The organism is Hoeflea sp. IMCC20628, from assembly GCF_001011155.1.
Taxonomy (GTDB): domain Bacteria; phylum Pseudomonadota; class Alphaproteobacteria; order Rhizobiales; family Rhizobiaceae; genus Hoeflea.
In genome coordinates this window covers 4,427,166-4,446,393 of sequence record NZ_CP011479.1, presented here as the reverse complement: position 1 = coordinate 4,446,393, position 19,228 = coordinate 4,427,166, and the positions used below count along the sequence as shown (strand labels likewise).

Below are 19,228 nucleotides of genomic sequence, written 5' to 3'. Positions count from 1 at the left end.
GTCAACGGGGCCTGTCAAAATCAGTGCTCGAAAGCGGAAGGTTTACTCCGCCGCAGCCTTGAAGCCGGGTGCGGCATCCAGGACCGCCCCATCGACATGGGCTTCGAATTTGGCAAAATTGTCGATGAACATGCGCACCAGACGGTCCGCGGAGGCGTCATAGCCGGCCTTGTCTGACCAGGTCGACCGCGGATCGAGGATCCCTCCATCGACGCCATCAACGGCAACCGGCACCGCAAAGCCGAAATTGGCGTCGACGCGGAAATCAGATTTTTCCAGAGAGCCGTCGAGTGCTGACGACAACAGCGCCCGGGTTGCCTTGATCGGCATGCGTTGGCCCACGCCATAGGCACCGCCGGTCCAGCCGGTGTTGACCAGCCAGCAGTTGACGTTGTGGTCATGGATCAGCCGGCGCAGTAGATCTCCGTATTCTGACGGATGGCGCGGCATGAATGGTGCGCCAAAGCAGGTTGAAAACGTCGCTTCGGGTTCGGTCACGCCTTTCTCAGTCCCGGCGACCTTGGCGGTGTAGCCCGAGAGGAAATGATACATCGCCTGTTCCGGCGTCAGCCTGGCGATCGGCGGCATCACGCCGAATGCATCAGCAGTCAGCATGATGATGTTGCGGGGATGGCCCGAGCGACCCGTGTCGCTGGCATTGGGGATGAAATGCAGCGGATAGGCGCAGCGGGTGTTTTCGGTCAGTGAGCCGTCATCGAAATCCGGGACCCGGTTTTCATCCAGAACCACATTTTCAAGAACCGTTCCGAATCGCTCGGTGGTGCCGAAGATTTCAGGCTCGGCTTCGCGCGACAGGCGGATGGTCTTGGCGTAACAGCCACCTTCGAAATTGAACACGCCATGTTCGCCCCAGCCATGCTCGTCGTCGCCGATCAGGGTACGTTTCGGGTCGGCGGAAAGGGTCGTCTTGCCGGTTCCCGAGAGACCGAAAAATACGGCAGTGTCGTCGTTGGGGCCGACATTGGCAGAGCAATGCATTGGCATCACGTCTTTGGCCGGCAGCAGGTAATTGAGTACCGTGAACACCGACTTCTTCATCTCGCCGGCATAGGAGGTGCCGCCGATCAGAACCAGTCCCTTGTCCAGATTGACCGCAATCACGGTCTCGGAACGGCAGCCGTGACGCGCCGGATCAGCTTGGAACGAGGGCAGGTTGATTATTGTCAGCTGCGGCATGAACTTTGCCACAGCCGCGCTGTCCGGGCGGATCAGCAAATTGCGGATGAACAGCGCATGCCATGCATATTCGGTGACGATGCGCGAATTGAGCGCGTTCTCCTCGTCTGCTCCACCAATCAGATCCTGAACAAACAGCTCGCGGTCTTTGGCATGTGTAACCATGTCGGCATGAAGGATGTCAAAAGCCTCGGGCGACATCGGTTTGTTGTTGTCCCACCAGATCTGATTTTCGGTTGTGGCATCACGGACCACAAATTTGTCCTTGGCTGAACGTCCGGTGTGCTGACCTGTCAGCGCCCGGAGCGCTCCATGCGCTGTCAACGTGGCTTCACCCCTTGCCAGGGCCAGTTCAACCAGTTCGGCTTCACCAGTGTTATAGCGCACCAGGCCAGTGGTGGTCAGGCCGCAGAGGCCAATTCCGGCCGACGGGTTACGCACTCCCAAATCCTCAATCATCCCGGATTCCCTTTTTGCTCAAACGCGGGTCAAGTTCAATTTTCGCCGGACCATAGGGGCGAGGATTTCAAAAAACAACACGTGGTTCTTTGAATACTTAATGAAATCAAAGTATTAATCGATTTAAAAAACCTAGTATTCGTTTTAATCGGTTCAGTGAAGCTTTGTTGCGGGACAAGCCGGTAATGAGAGAATGACACCGACGGGGATCTGTGCCACATTTTGTTCTCACTTTATCCTCATGGACGTGACAGCGGGACCTGGCGATGACGCGATAACGCGGCTGACCCGGAAAGCCGGGGGGCACTTCCTGGAGGCGTGCTTGACCATGATGGAGACGACAGACATGCAGACAATCGCGCTCGTCGACGACGACCGCAACATCCTTACCTCGGTTTCGATTGCACTCGAAACAGAAGGGTATCGTGTTGAAACCTACACCGATGGCGCCTCCGCACTGGACGGCTTGCTGGCGCGTCCTCCCCAACTGGCGATCTTTGACATCAAGATGCCGCGCATGGACGGAATGGAGCTTCTGCGCCGTCTGCGTCAGAAATCCGATATTCCGGTGATCTTCCTGACATCCAAGGATGAAGAGATCGATGAACTGTTCGGTCTCAAAATGGGTGCGGATGATTTTATCACCAAACCGTTTTCCCAGCGTCTGCTGGTCGAGCGCGTCAAGGCGGTGCTGCGCCGCGCCGCCAACCGTGAGGCCGCTGCCGCCGCACCGGGCCGCGCCGCCGCCACACCGACCAAATCGCTGGAGCGGGGCAATCTGGTCATGGACCAGGAACGCCACACCTGCACCTGGAAGAATGAAGCCGTGACCCTGACCGTCACCGAATTCCTGATCCTGCAGTCGCTGGCCCAACGGCCTGGCGTGGTCAAGAGCCGGGATGCGCTGATGGACGCCGCCTATGATGAACAGGTCTATGTTGACGACCGCACCATCGACAGCCATATCAAGCGACTGCGCAAGAAGTTCAAAATGGTCGATGATGACTTCGATATGATCGAAACCCTTTATGGGGTTGGCTACCGGTTCAGGGAGGCGGCATGACCGGCATCTTCCTGATTGCCGGTTGCCGGATGTGGCAAATACGGCATGGTGGCTGATACTGATGACAATGCCGGTGGCGAGGATGAGGCCCCGCCCGAGCCGCGGCGGGCGAAAAGCCGTATCCATCCGGTAACGCTTGTGCGCCGGATGTTCGGCAATCTCATTTTTTCGAGCCTGACCCGGCGTATTCTGTTTCTCAACCTCGCAGCCCTGATCGTGCTGGTATCAGGGATTCTGTATCTCAATCAGTTTCGCGAGGGGCTGATCGACGCGCGGGTTGAAAGTCTTCTGACCCAGGGCGAAATCATCGCCGGTGCGGTTGCGGCATCGGCGTCGGTCGACACCAATTCGATCACCATCGATCCCGAGAAACTTCTCGAATTGCAGGCCGGGCAAAGCATTTCGCCGACCAATTCCAACGAAAACCTTGATTTTCCCATCAATCCGGAGCGGGTCGCCCCGGTGCTGCGGCGATTGATTTCGCCGACCCGCACGCGCGCGCGGATTTATGATGATGACGCAAGCCTGATTCTGGATTCGCGCTATCTCTACACCAGCGGGCAGGTGCTCCGTTATGATCTGCCGCCGGCGGAAGCCCAACCCTTCAGCCTGAGAGAAACCGTGTCGAGCTGGTTCAATCGCTTTTTCCAGCGTCGCGACCTGCCGCTCTATCGTGAACCACCCGGCGCCGACGGATCGATCTATCCCGAAGTGATGAATGCGTTGACCGGTGGTCGTGGCGCGGTGGTCCGGGTCACCGAGAAAGGCGAACTGATTGTTTCGGTGGCGGTTCCGGTGCAGCGGTTTCGCGCGGTCCTGGGCGTTTTGCTGTTGTCCACCCAGGCTGGCGATATCGACAAGATCGTCCACGCCGAACGGATGGCCATTTTTCGGGTGTTTGGCGTTGCGGCCATGGTCAATATTGTCCTGTCCCTGCTGCTGGCCAGCACCATCGCGACACCGCTCAGACGCTTGTCTGCGGCAGCGGTCCGGGTACGGCGCGGCGCCAAGGCGCGCGAAGAGATCCCGGATTTTTCGGACCGTCAGGACGAGATCGGCAATCTGTCCGTGGCGCTGCGCGGCATGACCAACGCGCTCTATGACCGGATTGCCGCCATCGAGAGTTTTGCCGCCGACGTCAGCCACGAACTCAAAAATCCGCTGACCTCGTTGCGCAGTGCTGTCGAAACCCTGCCACGGGTACGCAACGAGCAGTCCCGCAAGCGGTTGATGGATGTCATCCAGCACGATGTCCGGCGCATGGACCGGCTCATTAGCGACATTTCCGATGCGTCCCGGCTTGATGCCGAACTGGCGCGTCAGGATGGTGTCAGCGTCGACATGCGGACTTTGCTGACCGACATGGTCAATATTGCCAGGCAGGTTCGCGCCGGTAGCAAGTCGGTCGCCATTGAATTGAAAATCAACAACCGAAATGCCGGTAAAACCGCTTTCACCGTGCTCGGCCACGATCTCAGACTGGGTCAGGTCATCACCAACCTGATTGAAAACGCGCGCTCATTCGTCCCTGAAACCGGCGGTCGCATCGACATACGGCTGGGCCGGCGACGCGGAATGATCGAGGTGGTGATTGAAGACAACGGCCCCGGAATACGCGCCGAAGTGATCGAACGGGTGTTTGAGCGGTTCTACACCGATCGACCCGATGGCGAGGATTTCGGCCAGAATTCGGGCCTCGGGCTTTCTATCAGCCGTCAGATTATCGAAGCCCATGGCGGCAACCTCGTTGCCGACAACATCCCGGGCGATGTTGAGGGCACATGGGCCGGGGCGCGGTTCACGATCCAGCTTCCTGCCGAAAATCCATGACCGGTCTCACAACCACGTCCGGTGAAGCCATTCATGCAACTGCAATTGTTGCCGGCGTCACCGGTGTATTGTTTCTGGGACCGTCGGGTTCTGGAAAAAGCGCCGTTGCCTTCGCCTGTATCAATGCGGCCATCGCGCGGGGTTGGAACGCGGCCCTTGTCGCCGATGACCAGACGATCCTGTCGGTCAATTCCGGCCGCTGCATCGCGTCCTGCCCGGCGCCGATTGAGGGTCTTCTGGAATTGCGCGGCACTGGTATTGTCGCAGTTCGCCGGCTCGGCCGGGCCGTGATTCATCTTGCTGTGGCTCTCACCGAGCCCTCGGCGGCGACCCGAATGCCGCCCGAACATGAAACCTTTTCGTGTAATGACGTGAAGATGCCACTCATGCGACTGTGGCACGATGGCGCAACCGATCCGCTTGATTACCTGATTGCCCGCCGCCCGGAGCTGTTTTTAGCCCGCTGAAAGACCCAGCTGATCGAATTGCTGCATTTGTGACGTTTTTTGGCTTGAACTTCGCCTGCATCTGTCCAAGATGATTTTTTCAAACAGTGCGCAACTGTCAAGCAATCAGCGTGCTCGACGACGAACCGGGTTGACCGCATGCTGCTGGAGGCAAAATGATCGGATTGGTGCTTGTCACCCATGGCAAGCTCGCCGAGGAATTTCGGCATGCGCTTGAACACGTGGTCGGACCGCAAACCGCGCTGGAAACGGTTTGCATTGGTCCCGAGGACGACATGGACCAGCGCCGGCTGGATATTGTTGGCGCGGTGTCGCGCGTGGAAAGCGGCAATGGCGTCATCATCCTGACAGACATGTTTGGCGGGACACCCTCAAATCTGTCCATTTCCGTCATGGACTCCGATCGCATTGATGTCATTGCCGGGGTCAATCTGCCGATGCTGATCAAGCTCGCCGGTGTCCGCGGTTCCAACGACATGCAAAAAGCCCTTGCCGATGCACAGGACGCGGGTCGCAAATATATCAATGTTGCAAGCCGACTGCTGACCGGAAAATGACAGCTGATTCTCTCCTAAAGACGCGAACCCTTGAAATCGTCAACAAGCGCGGTCTGCATGCCCGGGCGTCGGCCAGGTTTGTCCAGACTGTCGAAGGCTATGACGCTGCAGTCAAGGTGACCCGCGAGGGCTCTACCGTCGGCGGAACGTCAATCATGGGTCTGATGATGCTTGCCGCCAGTCCAGGCTGCTCCATCGTTGTGCAGGCCGGAGGCCGTCAGGCCGATGAAGTTCTCGACGCGCTCGAGGCGCTGATCGCCAACCGATTTGGCGAAGAAGCCTGATTTTCCCCACATAAAGACATCTTTATATCGTATTGCCAGCATGGTTGTTTCCTGCTATTGCAGCGCCCATGCAATCCAGTCTGTCCCGTCTGGATCTCAAAACCCTTGGAAAACTCTATGTCCGAAACCCATGATTATGTCGTCGCCAATATCGAGCTAGCCGGATTCGGCCGCAAGGAGCTTGATATCGCCGAAACGGAAATGCCCGGCCTGATGTCTCTGCGCGAAGAATATGGCGCACAGCAGCCTTTGAAAGGCGCACGCATCGTCGGCTCCTTGCACATGACCATCCAGACCGCCGTGCTGATTGAAACATTGGTGGCTTTGGGAGCCGATGTCCGTTGGGCATCGTGCAACATCTATTCGACTCAGGATCATGCTGCAGCAGCCATCGCGGCCAGCGGCGTTCCGGTGTTTGCCGTCAAGGGACAGACCCTTGTCGAGCATTGGGATTACCTTGATCGCTCGTTCCTGTTCCCCGAGGGCGCCAACATGATCCTCGACGACGGCGGCGACGCCACGCTCTACGTCCTGCTGGGCGCACGGGTTGAAGCAGGCGAGACCAACCTGCTCGACGTTGCGAGCTCGGAAGAAGAAGAAGCAATTTTCGCCCAGATCAAGAAGCGCATGAAAGCCAGCCCCGGTTGGTTCACCAAGGTACGTGACGCCATCAAGGGTGTATCCGAGGAAACCACCACCGGCGTGCACCGTCTTTATGATCTGCAGAAGAAGGGCCAGTTGCCTTTCCCTGCCTTCAACGTCAATGATTCGGTCACCAAGTCGAAGTTCGACAACAAGTACGGCTGCAAGGAAAGCCTGGTTGACGGTATCCGCCGCGCCACCGACACCATGATGGCCGGCAAAGTTGCCGTCGTCTGCGGTTACGGCGATGTAGGCAAGGGTTCGGCGGCTTCGCTTCGCGGCGCTGGTGCACGGGTGAAAGTCACAGAAGTTGACCCGATCTGCGCATTGCAGGCCGCAATGGACGGCTTCGAAGTTGTTCTTCTGGAAGACGTGGTCAAGTCTGCCGATATCTTCGTCACCACGACCGGCAACAAGGACGTGATCCGGCTCGAGCATATGCGCGAGATGAAGGACATGGCCATTGTCGGCAACATCGGCCACTTTGACAATGAGATCCAGGTCGCAGCGCTGAAGAACCACAAATGGACCAACATCAAGGACCAGGTGGACATGATCGAAATGCCTTCGGGCAATCGCATGATTCTTCTGAGCCAGGGTCGCTTGCTCAATCTCGGCAATGCCACCGGTCACCCGAGCTTCGTCATGTCGGCCTCGTTCACCAACCAGGTGCTGGCGCAGATCGAACTTTGGACCAAGGGCAACGAATATCAGAACGAAGTCTATGTGCTGCCCAAGCATCTCGACGAAAAGGTCGCGCGTCTGCATCTCGACAAGATTGGCGCCAAATTGACCCAGCTGAAAACCGAACAGGCCGATTATATTGGCGTGCCGGTTGAAGGCCCGTTCAAGCCGGAACACTACAGGTACTAATTTTTAACGCAGTACCCACAAGATATTGAAAACGCATCCTTGACAACAGGGGTGCGTTTTCTTTTTCCGCTTCGTCCCCTTCACCGTGATTCGCGAAGCAGGTATGTTTTGAACATTGATTCGTTTTGCGTTGTGGCGGCGCGAAAAGCGGATAGGCAATGTCTTGTCAAACATGCGATGAGGGGACTGCGGCATGCCGGTGAAACCGGATTCACTTCAGCGCGATCGGCTTTTTGGCTTACGCGGAACTGTGGCCAGCATTCTCGACAGGTATCGGAGCCGGTTCTTGACCGGCACGGCGCTTCTGAGTTCCCTGTTCGCTTCACCAGGTACCGCATTTGCCCAGATTGGCGAGCAGACCCCCGGCGGGCTGTCTGTTTCCTCCCTCGAAGTGGTCAATTTCGCGATGGTGATTGGCGCCATCTCGGCGGCAATGATTTCGGCCATCTGGCTGATCCGCGAACGCGGCAAGATCGACTTTGAAAATGTCAGATTGCGCGCGTCCCTGGCCGACGCCAACGCCAAGCTGTCACGCCATCAGGCGCTGATCGTCGACCGCGATCGCCAGATTGTGGTCTGGGACGGAGTCGGACTGCCTGCCGAAGTACTTGGAAACCTGCCAGCCGAGACAGGCGCGCCGCAGAAGCCCGGCGATTTCCTGGCGTTTGGCCGTTGGCTTGAGCCCAGATCCGCCGCCACCATTGACGAGGCACTCGACAGATTGCGCGCTCAGGCCGAACGGTTTGATATCGTCGTGGAAACAATCCGGGGCCACGTCATCGAGGCCCAGGGCCGTGTTTCGGGCGGTCGTGCCTTCGTCCGATTTGTAACCTTGTCCAATGTCCGCGCCGAATTGGCAGAACTGAAGACCGAGCGGGACCGGTTGCTCACCTCCGTCGACACGTTCGAGGCGCTTTTGGACGTCATCGACATGCCAGTGTGGCTGCGCGGGCCTGATGCAAAACTCCTCTGGGTCAACAATGCCTATGCCCAATCGGTTGAAGGTGCGGACCGTGACGACGCCCTGACCCGGGGCCTGGAACTGCTGGGAACCGCGGCGCGTGAACGCGTGCGCGCCATGGCGACGCTGGAACGCCCGTTTCTGGACAAGGTCTCGACGGTCATTCATGGCCACCGCCGCTTTCTTGAAGTTGCCGACGTCAAGACGCCATCCGGTACTGCCGGCCTCGCACTCGATGTCTCGATCGAAGAGGATCTGCGCGAAGAGCTCAAGCGCACCATTCAAAGCCACTCGGAAACGCTGGATCATCTGGCCACTCCGGTAGCGATTTTCGACCGGGATCAGCGGCTGCAGTTTTTCAATCAGGCATTCCAGCGGCTTTGGGAACTCGACACACCATTTCTGGCCCGCCGTCCCGACAATGGCGAGTTTCTTGAACGGCTGCGGGCCGAGGGCAAATTGCCCGAACCGCATGCCTGGCGTGACTGGAAAGAACAGATTCTGGCGGCTTACCGCTCAGTCGAGACGACGCCGCAGCTTTGGCATCTGCCCGATGGCCAGACACTCAATGTTTTTGCCAACGCCCATCCGCAAGGTGGTGTGACCTGGGTGTTCGAGAACCTGACCGAAAAGGTCAATCTTGAAACCCGCTACAACACACTGCTGCGCGCGCAGGGTGAAACCATCGATCATCTGGCCGAAGGCGTCGGCGTTTTTGGTCCCGACGGCAAGATCCGTCTGTCCAATCCGTCTTTTCGGGCGCTTTGGGGCCTCACCGAAGAGCAGGTCAAGCCAGGCACCCATATTCGTCACATCGCCGAGGCCTGCGAACCCTCCTATCGCGAAGCTGATGGATGGAAGCTTTTTGCCGGGGAAATTACCGGATTTGAAGAAGAGCGGCTTACCCGTGACGGCCGCATAGAACTTACGACCGGTCTGATCCTGGATTACGCCATCGTGCCGCTGCCCAATGGCCAAACCATGGTTGCGTTCGTCAATGTCACCGACAGTGTCGGCGCCGAACGCATGCTGACCGAGAAAAACGAAGCGTTGCGCAAGGCCGATGTGCTGAAGAATGAATTCGTCCAGCACGTTTCCTATGAGTTGCGGTCTCCCCTGACCAATATCATCGGATTCACCGAATTGCTGCGTACCCCCGATTTCGGTCCGCTCAATGAACGTCAGTCTGAATATCTGGATCATATCTCGACGTCTTCTTCGGTGCTGCTGACCATCGTCAACGACATTCTCGACCTCGCCACAGTTGATGCCGGCATCATGCGGCTCGACGCGGGCACCGTGAACATCGCCGAACTGGTGGCCGAAGCGGGTGTTCAGATTTCTGACCGGTTGAAGGAAAACGGTCTCTCGCTTGAAGTCGACATCGATAACGCGCCGGAAGAAATGATCGGTGATCACCAGCGGCTCAAGCAGATCCTTTTCAAATTGTTGATGAATGCCGCCAACTTTGCGCCGGCCGGATCAGCGGTTCGTCTTCGCTGCAGCCAGGACAATCAGGCGACCATTTTCTCGGTATCGGACTCCGGTCCCGGCATTCCGGAGGATGCGCGCAAGGATGTATTTGCCCGTTTCGAAACCCACGGCCAGGGTGGCCGTCGCCGCGGCGCCGGGTTGGGACTGTCGATCGTCCAGAGTTTTGTCGGATTGCACAACGGAACCGTATCCATCGAGGGCGGCGAAGCAGGTGGCGCAACAATAGTTTGCCGGTTCCCGATTACCGGCTCACGCGCCCGCGATGCGGCTGAGTGAGCCGCAATGACGGCTGCTCCCTTGCGCGTTGAACTGGCGGATGCGTCCGCGACGACCCGCTTTGCCGAAGACGTCGCGATGGCGCTCAAGCCGGGCGATTGCCTGTGCCTGTCGGGTGATCTCGGCGCCGGAAAATCAACCTTTGCCCGCGCCCTCATCCGGACCATCGCCGATGATCTTGATCTCGAAGCCCCGAGCCCGACATTTACGCTGGTCCAGAGCTACCAACTGCGGCTTCCGATTGCCCATCTCGATCTCTACCGGATCGGGTCACCCGACGAACTGGATGAGCTTGGTCTCGATGATGCGCTCGTCGAAGGCGCAGCCTTGATCGAATGGCCGGAAAAGGCGCTGGAACGTCTGCCGTTTGACCGGGTGATGATGCGCTTTGATGGACTGGGCGAAAGCCGCACTGTCGATGTGTCCGGGCCGGATGATTTCATGGCACGGCTCGGCAGGTCGCGAGCCGCGCGGCGGTTTCTTGACCAGACCGGATACGAGCTGGCTGAACGCCGGCATCTGCAGGGCGATGCATCGTCCCGCACGTACGAAACCATTCGTAAATCCGGGCGCCAATCAATCATTTTGATGAACGCGCCGCGTCAGCCGGATGGTCCACCGATTCGCGATGGCCTGCCCTATTCGCAGATTGCCCATCTGGCCGAAGACGTTGTTCCATTTGTCGCCGTTGCTCGCTGGCTGGGTGCACAAGGTTTTTCCGCCCCCGAAATTCTGGGCGAGGATCTTGATCAGGGTTTTCTGCTGCTCGAAAATCTCGGCACCGATGGCCTCCTCGATGCTGACGACCGACCTGATCCCGATCGCTATGGGTTGGCGATTGATTGCCTTGCAGAGCTGCATCAAAAAACTCAACCCGGATCGCTTCCAGCGGGCAACCGGACGCATCATGTGCCGGCTTATGATTCGCGCGCGATGCAGATCGAAGTCGAACTGTTGACCGACTGGTATTTGCCCTGGCGGCGCGACACTGCTGTTGGAGAAGAAGAGCGTCAAAGCTATCTCGATCTTTGGCAGGCATTATTTGCCCGGCTCAAGAGCGCTGAATCCCATCTGGTACTGCGGGATTATCATTCGCCCAACCTGATCTGGCGAAATGACAAATCCGGTTTTGACCGTCTCGGTATTATCGATTTCCAGGATGCGATGATCGGTCCGTCCGCCTATGACGTGGCGTCCTTGTGCCAGGATGCGCGCGTGACTGTCGACCCGGATCTGGCAGGCCGACTGCTGGATCGCTATATCGCGGCTCGTCATGAAGCCAATGCAGAGTTTGATGAAGCAGGGTTCCGCGAAGCCTACGCTATCATGGCAGCCCAGCGCGCCGCCAAGATCCTCGGCATCTTCGTCCGTCTCAAGCAGCGCGATGGAAAATCCGGCTATATGCGTCATCTTCCGCGCATAGAGGCCTATATTGCTGCTTCTCTTACCCATCCGGTGATGCAACCCTTGCACTTCTGGTTTGCAAAGGCTGGTATCAGCGCCAGCGAATCATAAACCGGAACTGTCTGAGAGATGACCATCAAAACCGCCATGATTCTTGCCGCGGGGCTTGGCACCCGCATGCGGCCGATCACCGAGACGGTGCCCAAACCGCTGGTCGAAGTCGCCGGCAAGCCTTTGATCGCCTATTCGCTAGAGGCGCTGAACCGGCTTGGGGTCGACCGCGTAGTGGTCAATGTCCATTATCTCGCGCCGATGCTGATCGACTGGCTTGCAGCCTGGCCCGGCCCGGAGATCTGTGTGGTTGATGAAACAGCAGCACTGCTGGATTCAGGCGGCGGCATCGTCAACGCCTTGCCAAATCTCGGGACCGACCCGTTTCTGGTGCTCAATGCTGATACGTTCTGGGTTGAAGAACCCGGCGCTCGATCCGACAATCTGAGTTTGATGACAGATCGTTTCGATCCCGAATCAATGGATATGCTGCTGATGACCGCGCGGCTTGATCAGGCCACCGGCCATACCGGTGCTGGTGATTTCATCTATGAGGCGGACGGACGGCTCGCCCGCTACAAGGGCGCTGGCGACCCTGTGATCTATGCCGGTGCAATCATCCTGCATCCGCGGGTTTTCGACGGCATCACCGAGCCGAAATTCAATCTCAATCGCTGCTTTGATGCCGCTGCAAGCGCCGGACGGCTGTTTGGCGCACCGATGCGCGGTCACTGGCTTACGGTGGGAACGCCCGAGGCGATCGGCGAAGCCGAGGCCGCCCGGTCCGCCTATTTCAGCGAACAGGCCCCCGGCGCTGGCGGTCTGGGTCAGTGACTCGCGGTGCAGCCAGAATCCTGACAATTCCGCCCGGTGCGGCGTTTCTGACCACGCTGGCCGAACAGATCCTCTCCGGCGGTCTGGTTCCGGAGCTTGCCTATGATCCTGACAACCCGCTGTCGCTGGCCGGCGCCACGGTGTTCGTGCCCACGCGCCGCGCCGCCCGGGTGCTGCGCTCCGAACTGACCGATCTGATTGGCAAGGGTTCGGCGATCCTGCCCTCGATCCGTCCGCTGGGTGAAACCGACGACGATGCGGGATTTTTCGATTCCGCTGATCCTGAAATCCTGGCGCTGGATCCGCCGATACCGCAAACAGCAGCCATCCTGCGTCTGGCCGATCTGGTTCTGGCCTGGAAAATGGCCCTGCCGCAAACCATTCGCGATCATCTTGGCGGAATGCCTTTGGTGGCGCCCGCCAACCCGGCCGATGCGATCTGGCTGGGTCGCGCCCTGTTTGACCTGATCCAGGCGGTGGAGACCGAGGAATGCGATTTCGCCGGCCTCGATACGGTGATCGATGCAGATCTGCAGCAATGGTGGCAGCTGACCAGCGAATTTCTCAAGATCGCCCGCAACTACTGGCCGGCGCTGCTGACTGAAATTTCCCGCTCCAGCCCAACTCACCATCACAATGTGATGATTGATGTGTTCACGCGCGGCCTGGCGGAAGCATCGCAGTCCCGGCCGGTTATCGTTGCCGGATCGACCGGTACAAGGCCGTCAACCGCCCGCCTGATCGCCACCGTGGCACAGCTCGCGCAGGGCGCGGTTGTCTTGCCCGGCCTCGATCACGTCATGCGCGCCTCGCACTGGGCTGCGCTGTCTCAAGCCGCGACCAACCGGACCGCTGATGACGGGCGTGCCGTGGTTGATGTGTCGATTCGCAGCCATCCGCAATACGGCCTCCTCCGGCTGCTTCAAAGTTCCGGCCTTGATGCTGACCGGATCGGCGAGATCCCGGAGATCGGTCATATCGGTTCCGAAATGACGGCGCGGCGGGACCTTGTATCCGCGGCACTTCTGCCGGCGGCTTGCACCGAGGCCTGGGGCGAAGCGGGGTTTCTGCCAGATCCATCAGTTGTTCAGTCCGGTTTTGAACAGGTCAGCCTGATTGAGGCCGCCAATGAGCGCGAGGAAGCCGCGGCGCTTGCCGCCGCCATGCGCCGCGCACTTGAGCCAGGTTCGGGCAATCCTGAACCCACCGCGGCTCTGATCACATCTGATCGCAATCTGGCGCGTCGGGTTGTCACCGAACTTGGCCGCTACGGGATCGAAGCCAATGATTCGGGCGGTGTGCCATTGGCATCAAGCCCGCAGGGCGGTCTGGCGCGGCTGGTTGTGCAGGTGGGTTTTGCGCCGGGCGATCCGGTGGCGATTGCAGCACTTATCAAGCACCCCTTGGCGCGTTTTGGCCTGACTGCCCAAGAGGCGAAACTCCGCGCCGGCATGGTCGAGCGCATCGGCCTGCGCGGCGGCAGTGGCGCAGCTGATATCAACTCTCTTGAAGAACTTGTGAGGAAACGCGATCCCGGACGGCATGACCGTCATGCGCCGCACTGGCTCAGCAGGATCAGCGACGAGGACGCAAGCCTCGCCGTCGATTTTGCCGGTCGCGTCACCGAGGCGCTGTCGCCGCTGACCTCGATGCTGGCCGAGACGACCGAAAGTGCCATCGGCCGGTTTGCCGGCTTGACCGCAGCCGTGCTGGAGCGGATTTGCGCCGATGACACTGCGGCGCTCGATGGTCTCTGGGGCGATGAAGCAGGCGCCGACCTGGCCAGCCTTTTGCTCGAGACCCGCGACAGCGGCTCGACCCTGGCGATGTCCGGGCATGAATGGATCGACACGCTGGACGCGCTGATGGCCGGCAGAATGGTCAAGCCGCGCGCCGGCGGACATCCCCGTGCTTTCATCTGGGGCGCACTCGAGGCCCGGTTGCAGCATGTCGACACGCTGCTATTGGGCGGTCTCAACGAGGGTGTCTGGCCACAGGCCGGTCAGGAAGATCCGTTTTTATCGCGCTCGATGAAAGCGGCGATCGGGCTGGAACCGCCGGAGCGGCGGATTGGCCAGGCAGCGCATGATTTCCAAATGGCCATGGGCGCACCCGTTGTGGTGCTGTCGCGGTCGCTGCGTTCGGGCAAGGCTCCGACGGTGGCATCGCGCTGGCTTCAGCGGCTTCTGGCCGTTGTCGGGCCTGAACCGGCCAAGGCGCTCAAGCACAGAGGCGATGCGCTCCTTGCCCATGCGCGGTCGCTGGATCAGGGCCCGTCGACGGCTCCCGCCTCGCGCCCGGAGCCATGTCCGCCCGCTGATCTTCAGCCCAAAAGCTATTCCTTCTCCGAGGTCGGCAAGCTGCGCCGCGATCCCTATGCGATCTATGCGCGCCGCGTGCTCAAGCTTGATCCGCTCGAGCCCTTTCTCGCGGATCCCGGGCCGCGCGAACGCGGAACACTCTACCATGCGATCCTCGAAGAATTCATTTCGTCCACGGAACGAAGTGATCGGACACAGCAAACCCTGCAGGGCATCGCAGCAAAGCATTTCGCCCGCGCACAGTTGCCGGACGCCACCGCATTGGTCTGGCGGATGCGCTTCGACAAGGCGGCGCGCTTCATTGCCGAGTGGGAAGCGGGTGCAGCCGATGGCCTGGTTCGCTCCCTCGTTGAGACCCGCGCCAGTCTGGAACTGCCAGGTGCCGGGGTGAAACTCACCGGCATGGCCGACCGGATTGATCTGCGCAAGGACAAAACCGCCTGGATCATCGACTACAAGACCGGCGGCACGCCATCGCGCAAGGAGGCCCGCATCCTGCTTGATCCGCAATTGGCGCTGGAAGCCTATGCATTGATCCATGGCGGCTTTTCCGATGCCGGGAAAATACCGGTGTCGGGGCTTTTCTACATTCGTCTGACTGGCAAGGAGAAGGTTGCGGACCGGATCGACACCGATCCGGAAAAGCCGGGCAAGGACGAGTTTGTCGGTCCGGAAGATCTTGGCGTCAAAGCCGTTGAGGAACTTGGCCGGCTGGTAAACTTGCTCCGCTCCGGCAAGCGCGGGTTCCTCTCGCGCGCCATTCCGCAGAGCGCCCGCGATTTTGGCGGCGAATATGATCATCTCGCCCGTGTCGCCGAATGGCAGACCGCTGTCGATGCAGAAGGAGGCGACGGCGATGACGGCTGAAGCCACAACCAACCCGGTCTCCGATACCACGCTGCGGCAGAATCTGGCGGCCACGCCGAATCTGTCGGCCTGGGTGTCGGCCAATGCCGGGTCCGGCAAGACCCATGTGCTGGCCCGCCGGGTGATCCGGCTGTTGCTGCGCGGCGCCCCGCCCTCGGCGATCCTGTGCCTGACCTACACCAAGGCGGCCTCGGCGGAGATGTCGATCCGCGTGTTCCGCACGCTGGGGGAATGGGTCCGGCTTGATGATGCCGCGCTTGCCAACAGGCTGACGGAGCTGGAAGGCCGCACGGTCGAACCGCATATGCTGGTCCGCGCCCGGCGCCTGTTTGCCACCGCGCTCGAAACCCCGGGAGGCCTCAAGATTCAGACCATTCATGCGTTTTGTGAGGCCGTGTTGCACCGGTTTCCGCTGGAAGCCAATATTCCCGGCCATTTCAATGTTCTCGATGATCACAAGGCCGCAGAATTGCTGGCCGAAGCGCGGCGGCAACTGATGTCGCGCAAGACCTTCGAGGATGATCCGGACCTGGCCTTGGCGGTGACCACGGCGCTCGATACCGCGGGCGAAGCCGGCTTCGACAAGCTGCTTTCAGGGCTCTATGCGCGCCGCCGCGACTACCTCGCCTTTGATACGCTTGCCCGCGCTTCCGGTGGTGGTGCCGAGCCGATGTTCCGGACTGCACTCGGCCTGTCAGCCGGGGAGACTGCAGCAACGGCGACGGACCGGGCCTGGCCGCTGGAGGCGCTGCCGGTCGATTACATCCGCAGCCTGTGCGCTTTTGCCGAAACCGCAAAATCGGCGACGCGGGCCCACAATGTGTCCTATGGGCTACTCGTATGCGGATCCGAACCCGATCCGGACAAGCGGCTTGAGCTTTTGAGGCAGGTGTTTTTCACCCAGGCTGGCGCGCCCGCCAAACTTGGCGGTGCTGCGTCCAAGACGGTTGCCGCGCAATTTCCCGATCTCGCCGAGAGGCTGGAACAGGCTCAGACGCAGATCATGGATGTCTGCGACCGGTTGGCGCGGCTTAATGCGCTGTCGGTCTCGCTGACGGCGTTCCGCCTGGCGCGCCGCTATCTTGGCAGCTTCGAGGCGCTCAAGACCCGCCAGGCCTTGCTTGATTATGATGATCTCATCGCCGCGACCGAGGCGCTGTTGTCGAAAAGCGGCGCCAGCGCCTGGGTGCACTACAAGCTCGATCAGGGCATTGACCATGTGCTCGTCGACGAGGCCCAGGATACAGCACCTTTGCAATGGAACGTCATCGGCTCGCTGTCGGACGAGTTCTTTGCCGGCGAAGGAGCACGTGCGGCGCTGCGCACCGTGTTTGCCGTCGGCGACGAGAAACAGTCGATCTATTCCTTCCAGGGCGCCCGTCCGGAACGCTTCGCCGAAGAACGCAGCCGAATATCCGGACGTGCGCGGGCGGCGGATGTGGATTTCAGGGAGGTTCAACTCCGGGTTTCGTTCCGCTCATCGAAGGAAGTGCTCAAGCTGGTCGATCACGTCTTTGCCAGCGCCGACGCGCTGCGCGGCATGGGGTCGGCGCTTGATCCGGTGATCCACGAAACCGCCCGGCAGCAGGCCCCCGGACTGGTCGAACTCTGGCCGATGATCGCCAAGGAAAAAACCGACAACGACGAGGACTGGACTGCCGCCTTTGACGAGGTTCCGGAATCGGCGCCGGCGGCGCAACTGGCGCGGCGAATCGCCAAGGTGCTGAGCCAGTGGGTCGGCATTGAAACCATCGAGGACCAGAAAACCCGGCAACTGCGGCTCGTCGCGCCGGGCGACATATTGGTTCTGGTGCGCAAGCGCGACGGCTTCGTGCCAACGCTGCTGCGCACGCTCAAGGCCACAACCGACATTCCGGTGGCCGGTGCCGACCGGTTGCGGCTGACCGATCACATCGCCGTGCAGGATCTGATCGCGCTGGGCCGTTTCGCGGTTCTGGCCGATGATGACCTGTCGCTTGCCGCGCTGATCAAGAGCCCGTTGCTCGGTCTGAATGAAGATGATCTGTTCCGTCTGACCGCCTCGCGGCCCAAGGACCAGTCGGTCTGGCGTCACATGCGCGGGCTTTCCGAATCCGACGAAGCATTTGCCGTGGCGGTGAAAAAACTCGATCACTGGGCCGCGTGTGCCACCCGGCTGCCGCCTCATGATTTTTATGCAACGCTGCTCGGCCCCGATGGCGGCCGCCGCGCCTATCTCTCCCGTCTTGGTCATGAGGTCGGCGATGTGCTCGATGAGTTTCTGGGGCTTGCACTCGATCACGAACAGGCAGGGCTTCCGGGGCTGGAAAGCTTTCTCGCCATGCTCGAAACCGAATCGCCCGAGATCAAGCGCGAGATGGAGGGTCAATCCGGTGCGGTGCGGATCATGACCGTGCACGCCGCCAAGGGACTGGAAGCGCCGATTGTGTTTCTGGTTGATTCCGGCGGCGAAGCCTTCCAGCACAGCCATCAGCCGCGGCTCTGGCTGTTGCCTAAAGCGCCAGGGAGCTCCGAGCCGCCCTCAATCCCGGTCTGGTTGCCCGACAAGTCCTATGAAAATGAAGCGACGGCTGCGATGCGGGACAAGATGCGGGAACAGGCCGAGGAGGAATATCGCCGGTTGCTCTATGTTGGGCTGACACGCGCTGCCGACCGGCTGATTGTCTGTGGCTACCGTGGTGTTCGCGAGGTGAAAACCCCGACCTGGCATTCGTTGGCAGCCGCTGGTTTTGACAGCGCCGCAGACGAAGCCGGCTATCTGGTCTCCGATATCGTGCATGATCCGGGCGGCGAACCATTCGAGGCGCGCCGCCTTTGCCGGGCGCGCGGCGATGATTCGGTCGCGCCTGCAGCCGAACCATCAGCGACACCAGCCGCGCCGCAGTCTACCATCTTGACCATTACCGATGCACCGCTGCCGCCACCACGCAGGCTGCCCCGGCCCTTGGCGCCATCGGGTGTCGGTGCCGTGCTCGAGGAAAGCGCCGGCATCGCCACACGCTCGCCCTTTGCTGATCGGCAATCCGGCTCGGCTGCAGCTCTCGAGCGCGGAAGTATGGTGCATCGTCTGCTGCAGGTCTTGCCTGCGGTCGCTGCGGATCAACGTCAGACCGTGCTTGCCCGTTATCTCGAAAGAGCCTTGTCCGCGGACCAGGCGGATGTGTCCCAGGCACTGGAAACCCAAATTCTCGCAGTTCTCACTGATCCCCGCTTCGCGCCGATTTTCGATGCGCCCGGCGAAGCCGAGGTTTCGGTGATGGGAACCTTGCGGATCGGTGGCGAGGACCGCGCGGTTTCGGGCCGGATCGACCGCATAGCGCTGGATGGCGATCGGGTGCTTGTCGTGGATTACAAGACCGGTCTTGCGCCGCGTCCGGGCGAGAGTCCTCCCGCCAGTCATGTGTCACAACTGGCTATTTATCGCGCGCTTTTGGCGCCGCTGTATCCCGGACGACAAATTGACGCTGCACTGGTTTATGTGTCCGGGCCATTGCTGATTGAAATAACCGCGCACGCGCTGGACGAGGCAATGGCCCGGCTCAACACGTGATTTGGTCCTGGAAATCACGACCCGGTGATGCGGGTCGGAAAAGCCTTGAATAAACCTGATCGAATCATCACATTGGCTGCATCAACAGACTCACCAAA

General features: G+C 60.1%; 12 protein-coding genes. 11 read left to right on the top strand and 1 reads right to left on the bottom strand.

The window, feature by feature from the left end:
- Positions 1–42 precede the first annotated feature (42 nt).
- The gene (locus IMCC20628_RS20730; RefSeq protein WP_047032833.1) at positions 43–1,653 is read right to left on the bottom strand and encodes a phosphoenolpyruvate carboxykinase; all 1,611 of its coding nucleotides are present in this window, start codon (positions 1,651–1,653) and stop codon (positions 43–45) included.
- Positions 1,654–2,002: 349 nt separating this feature from the next.
- Between IMCC20628_RS20730 and IMCC20628_RS20725 the strand changes: the two genes are divergently transcribed.
- The 11 genes from IMCC20628_RS20725 to addA all read left to right on the top strand — a co-directional run bounded on the left by IMCC20628_RS20725 (position 2,003) and on the right by addA (position 19,130).
- The gene (locus IMCC20628_RS20725) at positions 2,003–2,719 is read left to right on the top strand and encodes a response regulator transcription factor (RefSeq protein WP_156174700.1); all 717 of its coding nucleotides are present in this window, start codon (positions 2,003–2,005) and stop codon (positions 2,717–2,719) included.
- Positions 2,720–2,866: 147 nt separating this feature from the next.
- The gene (locus tag IMCC20628_RS20720; RefSeq protein ID WP_245307968.1) at positions 2,867–4,549 is read left to right on the top strand and encodes a sensor histidine kinase; all 1,683 of its coding nucleotides are present in this window, start codon (positions 2,867–2,869) and stop codon (positions 4,547–4,549) included.
- A complete protein-coding gene (locus tag IMCC20628_RS20715) occupies positions 4,546–5,016 on the top strand; it encodes an HPr kinase/phosphatase C-terminal domain-containing protein (RefSeq protein WP_047031776.1) in 471 nt (156 codons plus the stop codon). The genes IMCC20628_RS20720 and IMCC20628_RS20715 overlap by 4 nt, the downstream gene beginning before the upstream one ends.
- A 155-nt stretch (positions 5,017–5,171) precedes the next feature.
- A complete protein-coding gene (locus IMCC20628_RS20710; RefSeq protein ID WP_047031775.1) occupies positions 5,172–5,573 on the top strand; it encodes a PTS sugar transporter subunit IIA in 402 nt (133 codons plus the stop codon).
- Positions 5,570–5,857, top strand: coding sequence for an HPr family phosphocarrier protein (locus tag IMCC20628_RS20705; RefSeq protein WP_047031774.1), 288 nt, complete (start codon positions 5,570–5,572; stop codon positions 5,855–5,857). Before IMCC20628_RS20710 ends, IMCC20628_RS20705 begins: the two co-directional genes overlap by 4 nt.
- A 117-nt stretch (positions 5,858–5,974) precedes the next feature.
- On the top strand, positions 5,975–7,372 hold the full coding sequence (gene ahcY / locus IMCC20628_RS20700; protein WP_047031773.1) for an adenosylhomocysteinase: 1,398 nt from the start codon (positions 5,975–5,977) through the stop codon (positions 7,370–7,372).
- Between the two features lie 286 nt (positions 7,373–7,658).
- Positions 7,659–10,103 (top strand): ATP-binding protein, encoded by a 2,445-nt coding sequence (locus tag IMCC20628_RS20695; protein ID WP_343123246.1) that lies wholly within the window; start codon positions 7,659–7,661, stop codon positions 10,101–10,103.
- Between the two features lie 6 nt (positions 10,104–10,109).
- The gene (gene tsaE, locus IMCC20628_RS20690) at positions 10,110–11,618 is read left to right on the top strand and encodes a tRNA (adenosine(37)-N6)-threonylcarbamoyltransferase complex ATPase subunit type 1 TsaE (RefSeq protein WP_047031771.1); all 1,509 of its coding nucleotides are present in this window, start codon (positions 10,110–10,112) and stop codon (positions 11,616–11,618) included.
- Positions 11,619–11,636: 18 nt separating this feature from the next.
- Positions 11,637–12,392 (top strand): nucleotidyltransferase family protein, encoded by a 756-nt coding sequence (locus tag IMCC20628_RS20685; RefSeq protein ID WP_047031770.1) that lies wholly within the window; start codon positions 11,637–11,639, stop codon positions 12,390–12,392.
- Entirely contained in the window at positions 12,389–15,580 is a 3,192-nt protein-coding gene (gene addB / locus IMCC20628_RS20680) for a double-strand break repair protein AddB (protein WP_047031769.1), read from the top strand. Before IMCC20628_RS20685 ends, addB begins: the two co-directional genes overlap by 4 nt.
- A complete protein-coding gene (addA, locus tag IMCC20628_RS20675) occupies positions 15,507–19,130 on the top strand; it encodes a double-strand break repair helicase AddA (protein ID WP_052766574.1) in 3,624 nt (1,207 codons plus the stop codon). The genes addB and addA overlap by 74 nt, the downstream gene beginning before the upstream one ends.
- The last annotated feature ends 98 nt before the right edge of the window (positions 19,131–19,228 follow it).

Excerpts from the sequence above, each read along its gene's own strand:
- IMCC20628_RS20725 (WP_156174700.1), top strand. The coding sequence starts at position 2,003 with ATGCAGACAATCGCGCTCGTCGACGACGACCGCAACATCCTTACCTCG.
- IMCC20628_RS20720 (WP_245307968.1), top strand. The coding sequence starts at position 2,867 with ATGTTCGGCAATCTCATTTTTTCGAGCCTGACCCGGCGTATTCTGTTT.
- IMCC20628_RS20715 (WP_047031776.1), top strand. The coding sequence starts at position 4,546 with ATGACCGGTCTCACAACCACGTCCGGTGAAGCCATTCATGCAACTGCA.
- IMCC20628_RS20710 (WP_047031775.1), top strand. The coding sequence starts at position 5,172 with ATGATCGGATTGGTGCTTGTCACCCATGGCAAGCTCGCCGAGGAATTT.
- IMCC20628_RS20705 (WP_047031774.1), top strand. The coding sequence starts at position 5,570 with ATGACAGCTGATTCTCTCCTAAAGACGCGAACCCTTGAAATCGTCAAC.
- ahcY (WP_047031773.1), top strand. The coding sequence starts at position 5,975 with ATGTCCGAAACCCATGATTATGTCGTCGCCAATATCGAGCTAGCCGGA.
- tsaE (WP_047031771.1), top strand. The coding sequence starts at position 10,110 with ATGACGGCTGCTCCCTTGCGCGTTGAACTGGCGGATGCGTCCGCGACG.
- IMCC20628_RS20685 (WP_047031770.1), top strand. The coding sequence starts at position 11,637 with ATGACCATCAAAACCGCCATGATTCTTGCCGCGGGGCTTGGCACCCGC.
- addA (WP_052766574.1), top strand. The coding sequence starts at position 15,507 with ATGATCATCTCGCCCGTGTCGCCGAATGGCAGACCGCTGTCGATGCAG.